The sequence below is a fragment of the Agromyces sp. GQ35 genome, assembly GCF_059758475.1.
Window position 1 is genome coordinate 1,362,828 of sequence record NZ_JCAXEO010000001.1, and the last position, 15,723, is coordinate 1,378,550.

The 15,723-nt window shown below is 68.1% G+C and carries 18 protein-coding genes and 1 tRNA gene; 11 read left to right on the forward strand and 8 right to left on the reverse strand.

Annotated features, from left to right (window positions below; all coding sequences use genetic code 11):
- Positions 1-40: 40 nt before the first annotated feature.
- From AC6CH0_RS06400 to AC6CH0_RS06410, 3 genes are read right to left on the reverse strand one after another with little or no spacing between them, the layout of a single operon-like run.
- Positions 41-1,027, reverse strand: coding sequence for a DNA topoisomerase IB (locus AC6CH0_RS06400; RefSeq protein WP_498098972.1), 987 nt, complete (start codon positions 1,025-1,027; stop codon positions 41-43).
- Positions 1,028-1,035: 8 nt separating this feature from the next.
- On the reverse strand, positions 1,036-1,302 hold the full coding sequence (locus AC6CH0_RS06405; RefSeq protein ID WP_498098973.1) for a DUF7218 family protein: 267 nt from the start codon (positions 1,300-1,302) through the stop codon (positions 1,036-1,038).
- 24 nt (positions 1,303-1,326) lie between these two features.
- Entirely contained in the window at positions 1,327-2,211 is an 885-nt protein-coding gene (locus AC6CH0_RS06410) for an SDR family oxidoreductase (protein WP_498098974.1), read from the reverse strand.
- A gap of 275 nt (positions 2,212-2,486) precedes the next feature.
- On the opposite strand from AC6CH0_RS06410, the gene AC6CH0_RS06415 reads away from it, so the two are divergent.
- Together AC6CH0_RS06415 and AC6CH0_RS06420 are read left to right on the forward strand one after the other, a co-directional pair.
- Positions 2,487-2,651 (forward strand): hypothetical protein, encoded by a 165-nt coding sequence (locus AC6CH0_RS06415; protein WP_498098975.1) that lies wholly within the window; start codon positions 2,487-2,489, stop codon positions 2,649-2,651.
- Between the two features lie 82 nt (positions 2,652-2,733).
- Positions 2,734-3,123, forward strand: coding sequence for a DUF7882 family protein (locus tag AC6CH0_RS06420; protein ID WP_498098976.1), 390 nt, complete (start codon positions 2,734-2,736; stop codon positions 3,121-3,123).
- 55 nt (positions 3,124-3,178) lie between these two features.
- On the opposite strand, the gene AC6CH0_RS06425 is transcribed toward AC6CH0_RS06420, so the two are convergent.
- The 3 genes from AC6CH0_RS06425 to AC6CH0_RS06435 all read right to left on the reverse strand — a co-directional run bounded on the left by AC6CH0_RS06425 (position 3,179) and on the right by AC6CH0_RS06435 (position 4,453).
- Positions 3,179-3,721 (reverse strand): SRPBCC family protein, encoded by a 543-nt coding sequence (locus tag AC6CH0_RS06425; RefSeq protein ID WP_498098977.1) that lies wholly within the window; start codon positions 3,719-3,721, stop codon positions 3,179-3,181.
- Between the two features lie 140 nt (positions 3,722-3,861).
- Positions 3,862-4,185 carry a DUF7882 family protein gene (locus AC6CH0_RS06430; protein WP_498098978.1) on the reverse strand — a complete coding sequence of 108 codons (324 nt, stop codon included), beginning with the start codon at positions 4,183-4,185 and terminating at the stop codon, positions 3,862-3,864.
- A 16-nt stretch (positions 4,186-4,201) separates the two neighbouring features.
- The gene (locus AC6CH0_RS06435) at positions 4,202-4,453 is read right to left on the reverse strand and encodes a hypothetical protein (protein ID WP_498098979.1); all 252 of its coding nucleotides are present in this window, start codon (positions 4,451-4,453) and stop codon (positions 4,202-4,204) included.
- A 171-nt stretch (positions 4,454-4,624) separates the two neighbouring features.
- Here AC6CH0_RS06435 and AC6CH0_RS06440 point away from each other — a divergent pair, with 171 nt between their 5' ends.
- The 9 genes from AC6CH0_RS06440 (at position 4,625) to AC6CH0_RS06480 (ending at position 13,545) form a co-directional block, all read left to right on the forward strand.
- Positions 4,625-5,632, forward strand: a complete 1,008-nt coding sequence (locus AC6CH0_RS06440; RefSeq protein ID WP_498098980.1) for a LacI family DNA-binding transcriptional regulator — start codon at positions 4,625-4,627, stop codon at positions 5,630-5,632.
- 195 nt (positions 5,633-5,827) lie between these two features.
- Positions 5,828-7,492: a glycoside hydrolase family 13 protein gene (locus AC6CH0_RS06445; protein ID WP_498101056.1), complete on the forward strand. Its 1,665-nt coding sequence runs from the start codon at positions 5,828-5,830 to the stop codon at positions 7,490-7,492.
- Between the two features lie 79 nt (positions 7,493-7,571).
- Entirely contained in the window at positions 7,572-8,930 is a 1,359-nt protein-coding gene (locus tag AC6CH0_RS06450) for an ABC transporter substrate-binding protein (protein ID WP_498098981.1), read from the forward strand.
- A gap of 124 nt (positions 8,931-9,054) precedes the next feature.
- On the forward strand, positions 9,055-10,035 hold the full coding sequence (locus tag AC6CH0_RS06455) for a carbohydrate ABC transporter permease (protein ID WP_498098982.1): 981 nt from the start codon (positions 9,055-9,057) through the stop codon (positions 10,033-10,035).
- A complete protein-coding gene (locus AC6CH0_RS06460; protein WP_498098983.1) occupies positions 10,032-10,994 on the forward strand; it encodes a carbohydrate ABC transporter permease in 963 nt (320 codons plus the stop codon). Before AC6CH0_RS06455 ends, AC6CH0_RS06460 begins: the two co-directional genes overlap by 4 nt.
- Before the next feature lie 58 nt (positions 10,995-11,052).
- The gene (locus AC6CH0_RS06465) at positions 11,053-11,451 is read left to right on the forward strand and encodes an MmcQ/YjbR family DNA-binding protein (protein ID WP_498098984.1); all 399 of its coding nucleotides are present in this window, start codon (positions 11,053-11,055) and stop codon (positions 11,449-11,451) included.
- A gap of 89 nt (positions 11,452-11,540) precedes the next feature.
- Positions 11,541-11,613 (forward strand) — tRNA-Arg (locus tag AC6CH0_RS06470).
- A gap of 413 nt (positions 11,614-12,026) precedes the next feature.
- Positions 12,027-13,289: a hypothetical protein gene (locus AC6CH0_RS06475; RefSeq protein ID WP_498098985.1), complete on the forward strand. Its 1,263-nt coding sequence runs from the start codon at positions 12,027-12,029 to the stop codon at positions 13,287-13,289.
- Positions 13,252-13,545 (forward strand): GNAT family N-acetyltransferase, encoded by a 294-nt coding sequence (locus AC6CH0_RS06480; RefSeq protein WP_498098986.1) that lies wholly within the window; start codon positions 13,252-13,254, stop codon positions 13,543-13,545. The genes AC6CH0_RS06475 and AC6CH0_RS06480 overlap by 38 nt, the downstream gene beginning before the upstream one ends.
- A gap of 272 nt (positions 13,546-13,817) precedes the next feature.
- Here the strand turns inward: AC6CH0_RS06480 and AC6CH0_RS06485 are convergent, their stop codons facing one another.
- Together AC6CH0_RS06485 and AC6CH0_RS06490 are read right to left on the reverse strand one after the other, a co-directional pair.
- Positions 13,818-14,282 carry a MarR family winged helix-turn-helix transcriptional regulator gene (locus AC6CH0_RS06485; RefSeq protein WP_498098987.1) on the reverse strand — a complete coding sequence of 155 codons (465 nt, stop codon included), beginning with the start codon at positions 14,280-14,282 and terminating at the stop codon, positions 13,818-13,820.
- A 597-nt stretch (positions 14,283-14,879) separates the two neighbouring features.
- Positions 14,880-15,650, reverse strand: a complete 771-nt coding sequence (locus AC6CH0_RS06490; protein WP_498098988.1) for a winged helix-turn-helix domain-containing protein — start codon at positions 15,648-15,650, stop codon at positions 14,880-14,882.
- Positions 15,651-15,723: the final 73 nt, after the last annotated feature.

A 15,723-nucleotide genomic window follows, 5' to 3' on the forward strand; every position in this document is an offset into this window, starting at 1 on the left:
CGAGCCGTTCCGAGCCGTGCCGAGCCGTGCCATCGCCGTCTCAGGCGAGCGCACCCGCACCCGCCGGGCCGAGCAACTCGAGCAGCCGCCGTTCGCGATTCGGGCCGGATGCCACGACCCGGCCGTGCTCGTATGCGGCGAGTACTCGCGGGTCGACGTAGCTCGCCCGCGCGATGCTCGGCGTGTTGCCGAGGACGCGCGACGCCTCCTCGATCGCCTCGCGGATGGCGGCCTTCCTCGCGCGAGCGGTGCCCGCCGGCCCGAGCGCGGCGAGGTGGTCGGCGGCGACGACGGTGCCGCGCAGCGTGCGGAAGTCCTTCGCCGTGAAGTCACCGCCGGTCCGTTCTCGGATGTCGCCATTCACGTCGACCGGCCCGGCCGCTCGCATGCCGCGGCCGTGCGACCAGGCGTACAGTCGGGCGGCGGCCGAGCGGTCGCCGGCCTGCTCGACGAATGCGGCCAGCGAGGCATCCGTCACCCGCATGTCCTGTGCGATGCCGCCCTTCGCCCGGAACCGGAACCGCACGGTCTCGTCGTCGTCGAGCCGCGCGTTCCGCACCAGGAGCGTGGTGAGCCCGCGACTGCGGAACCCTGCGAGCGACTCCTCGGAACCGATGCGGATCGCGCCGAGCTCGAGCGTCCGGAAGGCGGCGGCGAGCACCCGCTCGCGGGGGAGTGCGTCGAGCGCGAGGTCACGCGCGACACTGCGCCGGGCGCGCGGCAACGTCTCGGCGAGGGCCGTCATGCGCAGGAACTTCTCGGCATCCTGCCGCTCACGCCACGCAGGGTGGTAGAGGTATTGGCGTCGACCCGCTGCGTCGACGCCCACTGCGAGGATGTGCGCGTTGGGCGCATCCGAGATCCAGACCTCTTCCCACGCCGGCGGAATGGCGAGGTCGGCGATGCGCGCCCGCTCGGCCCGCCCGGCGAGCCCGCCGTCGTTGTGCACATAGCCGAACCCGCGACCCCGCCTCACCCGGGCGAACCCGGGTGAGACGTATGGCTCGACCCGTTTGAGACGCGGCATCGGTGGACTCAGTGGTTGCGGAGCGTCGAGATGAGTTCGGCCTTGCGCTTGCCGCTGTAGCCCGTGATGCCGAGCTCCTTCGCGCGCTTCCGCAGAGCGTCGACGGTCCAGTCCTCGTAGTCGCCGTGCTCGCCGCCCTTTCGGCCGATGGCACTTCGCCCCTGGTTCGCGGCGGCGTTCGAGATGCGGGCAGCCTTCTCCTTCGATGCTCCGTCGTCACGCAGTTCCTCGTAGAGCTCCGGATCTTTGAGTGACGGGTTCTTGCGACCGGGCACGATGTGCTCCTCTCGTATCGAGCCTTAGAGCGGGCGCCCACCGGTGACCGGTAGCACGGCTCCGGAGACGTACGACGCTTCGTCGGATGCGAGGTAGACGTACGCGCCGGCGAGTTCGGCGGGTTGACCGGCGCGACCGAGCGGGGTGTTCCGCCCGAAATCCGGCAACTTGTCGGGCCAGCCGGTGGCCGGGATGAGCGGAGTCCAGATCGGACCGGGTGCGACGGCATTGACACGGATGCCTCGTGGCCCGAGTTCTTCTGCGAGTGCCTTCGTGAAGGCGACGAGCGCCGCTTTGGTCATGGCGTAGTCGACGAGCTCCGATGACGGGTCGAAACCCTGGATGGAGCTCGTCGTGATGATGCTCGATCCCGCTTCCATCAGGGGCACGGCCGCCCGCGCGAGGAACACCGGAGCGAACAGGTTCACGCGCATCACGGCCTCGAAGTCCGCGGTCGGGATCGTGTCGATGCCGCCGCGATTGCGCTGGTGCGCGGCGTTCAGCACGAGCAGGTCGATGCCGCCGAACGCCTGATCGGTGTGCTCGACCAACTCCTTGCAGTGCGCCTCGCTGCGCAGGTCGCCCGGCAACAGTAGCGGGTCGCTGCCGGCGTCCTGGATCCACTTCGCGGTCTCCTCGGCATCCGCCTGCTCGCTCGGCAGGAAGGCGATCGCGACCTTCGCACCCTCGCGCGCGAACGCGATCGCGACCGCCCTGCCGATGCCGGAGTCACCGCCGGTGATGAGCGCCCGTCGTCCTTCGAGCCGGCCGGCACCGCGGTAGCTCTGCTCGCCGTGATCGGGCAGCGGCGACATCCGTCCCGTGAGACCCGGCGGCTGCTGCTCCTGTTTCGGGAACCGGTCGGTCGTGTGCTTCGTGGTGGGATCGATCAGCTGATCGTTCGTCATAGGGTCCTCCTCGAATCATCGGCCACGGTACGCGTCGCGGTCGTGCGCCGGCAGGGGATTGACAGACGTCGGCGCGCGCGTCGTCACCGCTGAGGACTGCGCGGCGCACGCGGCTACCACGCGCCGCGAACGAGGGTCAACCCCTAGCCGCGCGGAACGGCCCTCCAATAGCGTCGAGATCACGAGGCGTACCCCCGTCTCGAGGTTCTGCCCGCAGGGTTCGAGCCGCCCTCCGCGCTCGTCGACCATGAGCCGGAACACCTGAAGGAGAGATCATGAACATCCTCGTCGCCATCATCGCCATTGCCGCGGTCGTGCTGCTCATCACCGGCGGCGTCGTGCCTGCGCTGAACTTCCTCATCTGGGTTGGCATCGCCTTGGCAGTCATCGCGGTGATCGTCTTTCTCGTGCGGTACCTCGGCGGGAAGCGGACGGTCTGACCGTTCGACCTCGCAACACTTCGCACTGGACGGGCGGCCTTCGGGCCGCCCGTTTCGCGTGCCCAGCCCGTATGCTGTTCGGGTGGGCACCCTCTACTACGGCGACTCCGGCACCCCGATCGGCATCGAGGACCGCGCTCTGGCGCACCTGAAGGTCGCCATCACGACGAAACTGCGCCGTGGCGAGTCGTTCACGCTGTCGTGGAAGCACGCCGACGACCAGCCCCGCGGCAGAAGCACGCTGTGGTTGCATGCGTCCATCCCCCTGCGATTCGTCTTCGACGAGCCCGAGGCTCCTGAACTCAGCCGGCAATGGATCGAAGATCTCATGCGATCGGCGAACAGCACCGGCGGCATCCTGCTCGTGCCGGAGCACCTCGACACCGACCCCATTCAGACGCCTGCCGATCAGCCGGTGCAGGTCGGCGTCGACGTGCAGCAGATCGCCGACAGCGAGACCGTTCAGGCCTAGAGCCCCGGGGCCTCGGCGCTCGCCGACGTCGCGGGGCCCCGAGGCCTGCGAATGGCTACGGGCGCAGATCGGGATCCGTCCCGATCACCGCATCGTCCGATTCGAGCGCAGCCGCAGCTGCACTGCTCGTCGGAGTCGAGCCCTCGCCGTGAATCTCGCCACGCCACGCGCCCGAGGCGCGGTGACGATCCTCGATGAAGTCCTTGAACCGAGCGAGGTCGCGCTCGACCTGCATGTCGTCGATGTGCAGGGCGGCTCCGGCCTTCTCAACGAAGCCTTCGGGCTCCCACTCGATCTCGAGGTCGATTCGGGTGCGGTCGGCGGTCACTGGCGTGAATCGCACCAGGCCGCGGTGCACCACCTCGCCGATCGATGACCACGCCACATGGTCGTCCGGCACCTGATCGCCGATCTCGGCGTCGAACTCACGCTTCACGCCGCCGATCGAGACGATCCAGTGGGTCAGCGCATCGTCGATCTGGCGCACCTCGTCGACGCCGCCGAAGAACTCCGGGAAGGACTCGAACTGCGTCCACTGGTCATAGGCGACACGCACGGGCACCTCGACTTCGGTCGACGCCGTCAGGGTTGTGCTCATGGCCATTTCCTCCTTGCTCCGGGCGCGCGGTCGGCGCCCGTCAGCCACGGTAGGCACTGCGTTCCACGGCCGCGAGGGCTTGCTGCCGGGAGGAGGGACTGCTACGCGGGACTCAGACGACAGGATCGCGAGCGTCGATGCTATTCGGCCTCGAACTGCTCGGATTCCGACGGCTCTGGCACGAAGTGCAGGCCGGCCGTGCTGTTGGCGGAGAGCAGCAATTGCTCGACCCAGAGCCGGTTCAGCACGGGCGGACGGTTGCCGCTGAAGACGAACTGCAGCGGGATGGACTCGTGCAGCCAGATGGTCGTGCGACCGCTGCCGTTCTCCACGCCGTGCTCCCAGGTCATCGCGAAGCTCTCGGAGCGGCGGAGCTTGTTGAGAATGGCCACGCGGAGATGGGCGAGTGTGCGGTCGTCGATCTCGATTTCGCGTGACGAAGAGTTGTAGATGAACTTGCCCATGCCGGAACTCTAGTCGTCAGCCGCGGCCGTGCGCACCGCGTGACCGTTGGGGGTCGAGGGGGTCATCGCGTTCGATGCCCGGCTTGCGTGCATCGAGCGGATCTTCGGCCGGCACCCGCGCCTCGGGGTCGCTCAGCGACGGGCCCTCGGTGCTCGGTGGGGGAAGGTCGCGGATGCGTCGTCGCACCGCTTCCTCTGCGAATTTCGGCTGCTCGGGTTGCTCGGGTTCGGTGAGGGTATCGGGGGTCCGCCCGTGCGGCTCGCCCATGACGGGCTCCTTTCGGGTATGCGGCTGCGGCGGCATCCGCTGCTTCACAGTAGGCACGCACACGGCACCGCCGCCAGGGGATTGACCTGGGCCCACGCACCGTTTCGCGGTGCAGCACGGCGACAAAGCCGATTGTCGAGTTCTTGCGGGCCCTCCCGTAGCATGGCGGGCATGTCGAGGAGACTCGCGGATGTCGCGCGCAAGGTCGGAGTCAGCGAAGCCACCGTCAGCCGGGTGCTCAACGGCAAGCCGGGGGTCTCCGCATCGACCCGCGACGCGGTGCTCACGGCGCTCGACGTGCTGGGCTACGAGCGACCGACCAAGCTCCGCGGCGAGCGGGCGAGGCTCGTCGGCCTGGTGATGCCCGAGCTGCAGAATCCGATCTTCCCCGCGCTCGCCGAGGCGATCGGCGGTGGCCTGGCGCAGAACGGGTACACGCCGGTGCTCTGCATCCAGACGGCCGGTGGCATCTCGGAGTCCGACTACGTCGAGTTGCTGCTGCACCAGCAGGTGTCCGGGGTCATCTTCGCGGGCGGCGCGTACGCGCAGGCCGAGGTGAATCACGACCACTACGCACGACTCAAGGAGCTGAAGCTCCCCACGGTGCTCGTGAACGCCCCGATCGACGGACTCGACTTCGCCACCGTCTCGTGCGATGACGAGACCTCGATGGAGCAGGCCTTCGGCCACCTCGTGCAGCTCGGTCACCGGCGGATCGGCATCCTCCTGGGCCCGCGCGACCACGTGCCGTCGCAGCGGAAGCACGCGGCCGCGGTGCGCATGGCCGAGCGCCACGGGCTCGAGCTCGGCGACGACCGGGTCGTGCACTCGCTCTACTCCCTCGAGTCCGGGCAGACGGCTGCGACCAAGCTGTTGGCCGCCGGCGTCACCGGCATCGTCTGCGCGAGCGACCCCATGGCGCTCGGCGCCGTGCGCGCCGTGCGTCGAGCCGGGCTCCGGGTGCCTGCCGACGTGTCGGTGATCGGGTACGACGACTCCGCGTTGATGAACTGCACCGAGCCCCCGCTGACCACGGTGCGCCAGCCGATCGAGGCGATGGGCAAGATGATCATCGAGCTGTTGATGAGGCAGATGTCGAGCGATCGGGCGATCGGCGACGAGGTCTTCTTCGCGCCCGAACTCGTGGTCCGCGGCTCGACCGCCCCCGCCGCCCGCTGACCCTCTGCGGTCTTGCTTGCGTGAATCAGGCAAGCTGGTTCCGCAATTCCACGCAAATCTTCGCAAACTGATGTCGATTTGTTGAATAGTTGCATCATTCTGTTGCTCTCAATACGTTGACGGTCATCGACGCCGTCGTCTCCAGCCGACACGGCGCTTCCGCCCCGTCGACGCGAGGAGATTCGCAGCGTGACCATGCACCTCACGGATGCCACCCCGGTACCCACCGCGCTCGCGGAGGACTCGCTCTGGTGGCGCAGCGCCGTGATCTACCAGGTCTACGTGCGCAGCTTCGCCGACTCCGACGGAGATGGCACGGGTGACCTTCGCGGCGTCCGCAGCCGTCTCGGATACCTGAAGGAACTCGGGGTCGACGCGCTCTGGTTCAACCCGTGGTACCCGTCACCGCTCGCCGACGGCGGGTACGACGTCAGCGACTACCGCGACATCCACCCGAGCTTCGGCACCCTCGACGACGCCGAGCAGCTCATCGCGGAGGCGCTCGAGCTCGGTATCCGCACCATCATCGACGTGGTGCCCAACCACGTCTCGAGCGAGCACCCCTGGTTTCGGGCGGCGCTCGCGGCCGGGCCGGGGGCACCCGAGCGCGAGCGGTTCTGGTTCCACCCGGGCAAGGGTCCGAACGGTGAGGAGATGCCCACGAACTGGGTGTCGAACTTCCAGGGCGACACGTGGACGCGCACCACGAACCCCGACGGCGAACCGGGGGAGTGGTACCTGCACCTCTTCACTCCCGAGCAGCCCGATCTGAACTGGAATCATCCCGATGTGCGGCGCGAGCACGAGGAGATCCTGCGGTTCTGGTTCGACCGAGGTGTCGCCGGGGTGCGCATCGACTCTGCCGGCCTGCTCATCAAGGATCCGGCGCTGCCCGAAGTGCCGGCAGTGGTCGCACCCGGAGCCCATCCGACGGAGGATCGGGACGAGGTGCACGAGGTCTACCGTGCTTGGCGTCGGATCGCCGACTCCTACGAGGGCACTCGCGTGCTCGTCGGCGAGGTCTGGGTGCCGGATGCCGCCCGCTTCGCGGCATACCTCAGGCCGGACGAGATGCACACCGCGTTCAACTTCGACTTCATGTCGAGGCCATGGGACGCTGCGGAATTGCGCGACTCGATCGATCTGATGCTGGCCGCCCACGCGCCCGTCGGCGCGCCGAGCACCTGGGTGCTCTCCAACCACGACGTCACCCGGCCGGTCACGCGATACGGCCGGGCGGATTCCTCCTTCGCGTTCGCGAGGAAGCGGTTCGATACCCCCACCGACCTCGAACGCGGCATCCGTCGCGCGCGTGCCGCCGCCCTGCTGACGGCAGCGCTGCCCGGATCGCTCTACCTCTACCAGGGCGATGAGCTCGGCCTGCCCGAGGTCGAGCTGCCGCGGGAGGTGCTCGAGGACCCGATGCACTTCCGCTCGGGCGGCGTCGACCCCGGCCGTGACGGATGCCGCGTGCCGCTGCCCTGGCGCGGCACCGACGCGCCCTTCGGGTTCAGCCCGCCCGATGCCTCCGGCAGTCCCTGGCTGCCGCAGCCGGTCGAGTGGGCGGGCCTCACCGTGCAGGCGCAGGAAGCGGACCCGGGATCGATGCTCTGGCTCTACCGACAGGCCCTGCGCCTGCGCAAGCGCGAGGCGGCCCTCGGCGACGGATCGCTCACCTGGGTCGCAAGCGGGGCCGATGCGCTCATCTTCCACCGCGGCGAGCGCTTCGTGAACGTCACGAACCTCGGCGACCAGCCCATCGCCCTGCCCGACCACGAGAGCATCCTGCTCTCGAGCACTCCGCTCGTCGGCGGACTGCTTCCCCCAGACTCCACGGCCTGGCTCCACCGAAGCGCCTGACCGTCGAGGCCGTCGCGCTCACCATGTCGCGGCACGCATCCCGCATCACACCTGAACACAGCACCGAAAGGACTGGACAATGAAGTCACCACGGAAGGTCGTGATCGCCGGCATCGCCGCGTTCGCGATGGTCGGCGCGCTCGCCGCGTGCAGCTCGGGAGGAGGCGAGAGCGGCAAGACCGAGCTTCGCGTCGCCACGTTCCCGCCCGGCGCCGATCAGGCCGCCTACGACGCATTCGCCGAGCAGGAGAAGCAGTTCGAGAAGCTCAACCCCGGCATCGACGTCATCGGCGTCGAATACGAATGGGAGGGCCCGACCTTCGCCGTGCAACTCGCCGGAGGCAGCCTGCCCGACGTCTTCACGGTGCCGTTCACCGACTCGAAGACGCTGCTCGAGAACGGCCAACTCATGGACGTGACCGATGAGATCGAGGAGCTCGGCTACACCGACAGCTTCAACCCGGTCATCCTCGACGGGGTCACGGACTCCGACGGTCGCATCTTCGGGTTCCCGCGCCAGGCCTACGCGATGGGCCTGCACTACAACCGCACGCTCTTCGAGGCGGCCGGACTCGACCCCGACAGCCCGCCCACCACGTGGGACGAGGTTCGCACGGCAGCGAAGACCATCGCCGAGAAGACCGGCAAGGCCGGATACATGCAGATGACGCAGAACAACACGGGCGGCTGGCAGCTCACCGCGGCGACGGTCGCCCGCGGCGGGAGCATCCAGGAGGAGAACGGCGACGGCACCTACACCTCGACGATCGCGAACGAGGGCACGGCGGCCGCGCTCGAGTTCCTGCAGCAGCTGCGCTGGGAGGACAACTCCTTGGGGGCGAACTTCCTGCTCGACTGGGGCTCGATCAACCAGGAGTTCGCAGCCGGCAACATCGGCATGTACACCACCGGCTCCGACATCTACACGGCACTCGTGCGCGACTTCTCGCTGAACCCCGACGACTACGGGCTCACGGTCATTCCGATCGAGAACGAGGGCGGCACCCTCGGCGGCGGCGACATCGCCGTCGTGAGCCCCACCGTCGACGAGACGACGAAGGCGGCGGCCGTCACCTGGATCGACTGGTACTACATGCAGAAGCTCCTGAACGAGGATGCCGCGGTGCTCGACGCCGAGACACTCGCCGCGAGCGACCAGGCCGTCGGAACCCCCTTGCTGCCGGTGCTGAATCGTGAAGCGTACGAGCAATCGCTCGTCTGGATCGAGCCGTTCATCAACGTGCCCCGCGACCAGATGGCTCCCTTCATCGAGGGAATCTGGGAGCAGACGCCGGTCGGCGAGCCGAAGGGCAAGACCCAGGAGATCTACGCGTTGCTCGACCCCGTGGTGCAGGCGGTGCTCACCGACCCCGACGCCGACATCGACGCGCTCCTCGAGAGCGCCGACGCCGAAGCACAGGCCCTGCTCGACGAGTAGCGCCTCGCCTCTCCACCTTTCGCCGGTCGAGTAGCGCCCGACGAAGGAGGACGCGTATCGAGACCTTCGGGTCTCGATACGCGCTCCGCGCTCCTCGACCGGCGACGCTCAAGAAGGATCACCGATGACTCTCACCGCGACACCGCCCGCCGCGGCGCCGAGCGCCGACGAGGGCGCCTCGCCCGCGGCATCCGCTCAACGCCGGCGTCCGCGGAACCTCCGCACGTGGATGCGGGGCGGCGGGCTCTCGACGCTCGCATTCCTCGCCCCGATGCTCCTCGTCTTCACCGTCTTCAGCTGGTCGCCGATCGTGCAGTCGGTCATCATGAGCCTCCAGGAGACGAACCTCCTCGACCCGCCCACCTGGGTGGGACTCGACAACTTCGCCGCCGTGCTGAGCGATCCGCTGCTCGGCACCGCCATCCTGAACACCCTGTACTTCGCGGCACTCGCCTTGCTCTTCGGCTTCCCGCTGCCGATCGTCGTCGCCGTGCTCATGAGCGAGGTGCGGCGAGCGAAGGGGTTCTACAGCGCGCTCGCCTACCTTCCCGTCGTGGTGCCGCCGGTCGTGGCGGTGCTGCTGTGGAAGGTCTTCTACGACGCGAGCCCGACGGGCCTCTTCAACACCGTGCTCGGCTGGTTCGGCCTGCCCGCGCAGCCGTGGCTGCAGTCGTCGGCGACGGCGATGCCCTCCCTGGTGCTCGAGGCGACGTGGGCCGGCGCGGGCGGGTCGATCATCATCTACCTCGCCGCGCTGCTCAGCGTGCCGCCCGAGCTCTACGACGCGGCCGAGGTCGACGGCGCCTCGATCTGGAACAAGATCTGGCACGTCACCCTGCCCCAGCTCCGCGGAATCCTCTTCATCATGCTGATCCTGCAGGTCATCGCAACGGCGCAGGTGTTCCTCGAGCCGTTCCTCTTCACGGGCGGTGGTCCGAACAACGCCACGGTGACGATCCTGCTCCTCATCTACCGCTACGCGTTCCAGAACAGCCTCGGCGGCGACTACGGAGAGGCGACCGCGCTCTCCGTGATGCTGGCGGTGGTGCTGGCGCTGCTCAGCTGGTTGTACTTCACGCTCACGAAACGCTGGAGCACCTCATGACGACGACACCGACCGCACGAGACATCCGTCTGCCTCGGTTCTCGCTGAGATCTCGACGGATGAGACGCCGCGAAGACGACCGCGACCGCGGCATCGTCTCGGACTTCGACGGCAAGAAGCGTGGCGTGCGCCTGGGCATGGGCGGCGTGCACTTCGTGCTCTTCGTCGGCCTCGTCGTCGCCGGGCTCGGACCGCTGCTGTGGCTTGCGAAGTCGGCGGTGACCCCGACGCAGGACACGCTGCGCCAACCGCTCGCACTCTGGCCGAACGGCATCGACTGGGCGAACCTGCACGCCGCCTGGATCGAGGTGCACATCGACCAGTACTTCTGGAACACGATCGTGATCGCGGGCGGATCCTGGTTCTTCCAGCTGCTCGTGGCGACCACTGCCGGGTATGCGCTGTCGGTGCTGCGGCCGCGGTACGGACCGATCCTGAACGGCGCGATCCTCGCGACGATGTTCATACCCGCGGTGGTGCTGCTGGTGCCGCTCTACCTGACGATCGTGAACCCGCCGCTGCCCGGCGACGTGTCACTCCTCAACAACTACCTCGCGGTGTGGCTGCCCGCGGCGGCGAACGCGTTCAACATCCTGCTCGTCAAGCGCTTCTTCGACGCGCTGCCGCGGGAGGTCTTCGAGGCGGCGCGCACCGATGGCGCCGGCCCGTTCCGGCTCTTCTGGTCGATCGTGCTGCCCATGTCCAAGCCCATCCTCGGCGTCGTCTCGGTCTTCGCGATCATCGCCGCGTGGAAGGACTTCCTCTGGCCGATGCTCGTGCTGCCCGACCCTGCCGTGCAGCCGCTGTCGGTGCGGCTGCCGGCGGTGCAGGGGTCGATCGAACTCGACGTGTTCCTCGCGGCGCTCGCGATCTCGACGCTCATCCCGGTCGTGCTGTTCCTGCTCTTCCAAGGCGTCTTCCTGCGCTCTGCCGGCCTCGGCGGCGCCGTCAAGGGATAGCGCCGGTCGGATGACGCGGGCTCGCCTGGTGTCGGCGGTGCGGCGTAACGTGGCGCACGTGGACCATCCTCGCGTCGTCGACCCTCAGCATCCGCTCGTCGAGCGCGTGCGCGCCGTCTGCCTCGAACTGCCAGAAGCCGTCGAAGTCGAAGCATGGGGCAGGCCGACCTTCCGGGCGGCGAAACCGATCTTCGTGCACGTGAGCGCCTCGATGGAACGTCCGCTCTCGATCGTGCTGAAGACCGACCCCGACGAGCACCTCGCGCTCGTGCAAGACGATCGGTTCTTCGGGCCGCCCTACTACGACCGAAACCGATGGGTCGCGCTCGACCTCGATCACGCCGACACCGACTGGAGCCTCATCGCCGAGCTCATCGAGACCTCGTACCGGCAGGTCGCCAACCGGCGTCAGCTCACCGCGCTCGACGCGCTGCGACCCGAGCATTCCGCCCACTGAGACCGTCGCCCTCGATTGGCGAGATCTGAGCGCGTGCGTTAGAGTTACGTGGTTGCCTGATTGCGATTGAAGCGCGGGTGACAGCCAACGCGCCCGTAGCTCAACGGATAGAGCATCTGACTACGGATCAGAAGGTTGGGGGTTCGAATCCCTCCGGGCGCACACTGGTTGAGACAGTAATCGAACGGCTCGCTTCGGCGGGCCGTTCGTGTTTCCGCTCCCGTTCCCGCTCGCCAAGAGCCCGGCAACGGGTTCACCACCCACCGTTGTCGAGGCCGGCCGGGGAGGCTATGAATCCCCTCTGCGCCAGCCTGCCGCTTGCTGGGAAGTCGCTGAAGATCGATGACGGTATCTCGGCGCAGACGTGACGGTAGGGCCGCAAGGCGGTTAGGCTCGCCTCAGTCTGATTTCCCGTGATCGAGAGTTCGGATATGAGGGGTGTGCGAGCCGGGTTCGACTCGGCTTCGTTCTACCGGGCGGTCGTTCTTTCACAGCGTGCGATCCGTTCCGGCTCCGCCGACCGTGTGGGGCACGTTCGGCTGCGAAGCTTGCGCTCGAGCGGCCCCGCGTCGTTCATGAGACGGGTCTATGCGCTGCTCATCGCGGCGGCGGTCTCGATCGTGCTCTATCGCGCGCTCGATCCGCGGTTCTCGGCGACGGGTGAACACGCGGTCGACGTGATGTGGATGGCGCCGGCGCTGGCCGGCGGCGCGGCGGTCGGCCTCTGCCTGATCGTCGCCTCGGGCTCACGAGCGGGGCTCGCGGGCCTGGTGCACCTCGGCCTGCCGGCCCTGCGGGCAGAGCCTCGCGCGATCGCCAACGGCCTCACCTGGGCTGCGATCGCGCTGCTCGGCGTGCACTTCACCGCGGCGGCGTTCGATGGGTTGCCGGGCGGTCATCGGCTGGTCGGAGTGCTGCTCGGAGGAGCGTTCGGCGTCGGAACCTACCAGCTGCACCGTCGCGCGATCGAGCACGAGGTCTACCGCACATTCAACCTCGTCGCCATGCTGCTCGCCGCCGGGAGCATCGCGAGCATGAGCATCACCCCGACGGGCGACTGGTGGACGCGCAATTTCAGTACCCTCGGTACTTCGAACGACCTCGCAGCGGCGTGCTTCAACGGCGCCATCATCGTGTCGGGCCTCGGGATCGCCGGCCTGTCGGCCTCGCTGACGCGCGCGCTCGCTGACGGGCGATTCGGGCTGCGCCCCGGCGCACGCGCGGTGATGCAGACACTGATCGCCCTTGTCGGCGTATGCCTCATGGGTGTCGGAGTGGTGCCGATCGATGGCGCCACCGATCTGCACAACGCCTTCGCCGTCGGTGCGGCGGCAGCCTTCGCGACGCTGTGCCTCGGCGTCCAGCTCTTCGCATCGCGGATGCCGCGGATCTTCGTGTGGTTGTCGTACGGCTCGCTCACGGTCGAGGTGGTCGCCATGGTCGCGTACGACGGACTCGGGCTCTTCAACCTGACCGTCTTCGAGATCGTGGCCTTCGCGTTGGTCTTCGTCTGGTTGATCGCCCTCGTCGTTGCGACCGCGACGGCGCACGGGCATGCACACGACGACGGCGAGGCGGATGTCGCGGCGCGCGTCGGACGCATCCGTCGCCGCTCGTGCTCGGGAGGGAGGGTGTCGGCCTCCACGCGGGTGATCTGGAGTGCCGCCCGACGTCACCATGTCGCACCCGGTCGAGACGTTCATCGGCGAACGCTCCCACCGCCGGTCGGCTCGGTTCGCCGCCGACGCAGCGCGCGTCGTTCACGGCGAGGCGGTCGGCCGAGCCGGGTAGAGTCACGCCATGGCCACCGACATCGTCGAAATCGTCCGCAACGATGACCGCAACCGTTACGTACTCTCGTTCGCCGGTGAGCGCGCCGGATTCGCCCAATATCGGCTGCACGACGGCGTGATCGTGTTCACCCATACCGTGGTGCTGCCCGAGTTCGAGGGGCGGGGTCTCGGGAGCAAGCTTGCGAAGTTCGTGCTCGACGATGCTGTCGCCCGGGGCGAGCGCATCGTGCCCGAGTGCCCGTTCATCGCTGCGTACCTGCGGCGGCACGAGGAGTACGAGGCATCCGTCGACTGGCCGTGAGGCGACGGAAGGGCGGCGGCGCCGCCGATTCGACCCCCCCCAATCGGGGCAGTATCCACACCGCAAGCTGACGACTACGATGCGAGCAGACCCGAGTCGGACCCGACCGACCTTCTCGCGCTGCATCGGCGAGTCGCGTGATCGCGCGCGTGCGTGATCGCCGGGAGAGGCTCGCCGAGCCCAGTTCGGGTCGCTCGGCGGGAGGGTCTCCCCGGAGACTCGCGGTGGGGCGGGAGGTAGGGTTCCCGCCCCGCCGTCAAACGGGAGCGGGCTCAGCTCGCTGGCTCGTCGACCGGTTTCTGGGCGAGCTCGGGCCGCAACCGATTGCAGAGGTCGGCGAGGGTGCGAAGCTCCTCGTCCGACAGCGTGTCGCCGAACTGCCGGTTGATCGCTTCCATGTGCGAGATCGCGACGCGCCGGAACAGCGTGAATCCCTCGTCGGTGATCGCGACGATCGTGCCGCGCCCGTCGTTCGGGTCGTGGAGCTTCGCGATCAGGCCGCGTGCCGCGAGCCGGTCGACGAGTCGGCTCACGCTCGGCTGCGTGATGAGCACATTGCGGTTCAGGTCTTTGAGTCGCAGCCGTCGGCCGGGTGCACGGGTGATGTTGAACAGCACGTCGTATTCGTTCAGCGAGATGACGTCGCTCGGGAACTCGGCGGCGAGTGCACGCATGATCGTGACTTGGGCACGGAACAGTGATTCCCATGCGGCGACGGTGATCGCGCGATCTGCCATGCCAGTTCCCTTCGTCTCGTGAGTTCGTTCCACGATCTCGTGGGACGCATCCAACAATAGGGAACTGCGGCGGGAATCGGTTGAGGGCCGGTCGTAGAGGCTGACGTCGCTGGGTGCTTGTCCCTCGAGCGGCTGTGTCTGGAATCGGTTGAGGGCCGGTCGTAGAGGCTGACGTCGCTGGGTGCTTGTCCCTCGAGCGGCTGTGTCCGGAATCGGTTGAGGGCCGGTCGTAGAGGCTGACGTCGCTGGGTGCTTGTCCCTCGAGCGGCTGTGTCCGGAATCGGTTGAGGGCCGGTCGTAGAGGCTGACGACCGGCCCTCTCCCTTGCACCAAGAGTGTCCTGCAATCACATTCCACGCCGCCTGCCACAGCAAACAGTCGGCGCACTTCCGAATATATAACGGATCGGTAACAGGCGCTAGTTATCGTTCCGTTATTTTTCAAGATCATCACGATGAGGATGTCGCAGGAGGCGCCGAATCACGTTGGAGGCAACGAACCGGCTACCTCAGACGAGCGCTGTTGCCTCTGACGTGCCGGCGGTGTCGCCGGCCGACGTCAGGCCGCGGGAAGCTCAGTGGCAGTGCCGCGGGAGGTTCAGTAGAGGTCGGGCGACGGCGTCGACGCCTGGCGGATCGACACGTCGGCGTGACGGTCGAAGCGGTAGCCGACGCCGCGTACGGTGCGCACGATGTCCTGGTAGTGCGCGAGCTTGGAGCGCAGGCGGCGGACGTGCACATCGATCGTGCGCTCGCTCGGTGCCTCGTCGTCGGCATCCCACAGGTTGTCGATCAGCTCGTGGCGGTCGATCGTGCGGCCCTCGCGCAGCACGAGGTACTGCAGCAACTCGAACTCCTTGTACGTGAGGCCGGCGGCCTCGCCATCGAGCAGCACGCGCTTGCGTGAGATGTCGATGATGACGCCGTTGGGGTGGCGGTCGGCGTCATCCCGGGTGCCATTGCCTTCGCGCTGCTTGGCGAGCGCTGCAGGGTCTTGCAGGGCGAGGCGCACGACGTCGACGTCGCGACCGCCGGCACCCTCGGGCGCCAACGCGACCGCGGCGTAGGTCTCGGCCGAGGGGGAGACCTCGGCGGTGAGCGTGCGCAGCGCCTCGACGATACGGTGCAGCGTCGTGCCGTCGGCGAGGGCCTTCGCCTCGTCGATGCCGACGTAGAGCACGAAGCCGCGAGCCTCGGTGCCTTCGGGCACTGCCCGGACCCGTGGGGCGCGGGCAGCCTCGGTGTCGGAGACCGGGGCGGGGGTGCGGGGAGCAGCGGTGGGCACGGAGCGGAGCGGTGCAGCGGGAAGCGACGGTGCGGTGCGGGCCTGGACGGTGCGAACGGGAGCGGGTGCGAGTGCAAGAGACATGACGGAGATCCTTGTGTGGAGGGTGCGGCGACGGACCCCGGAGGCGGGGTCGGAGCGAGTGGCCGATTCGGCC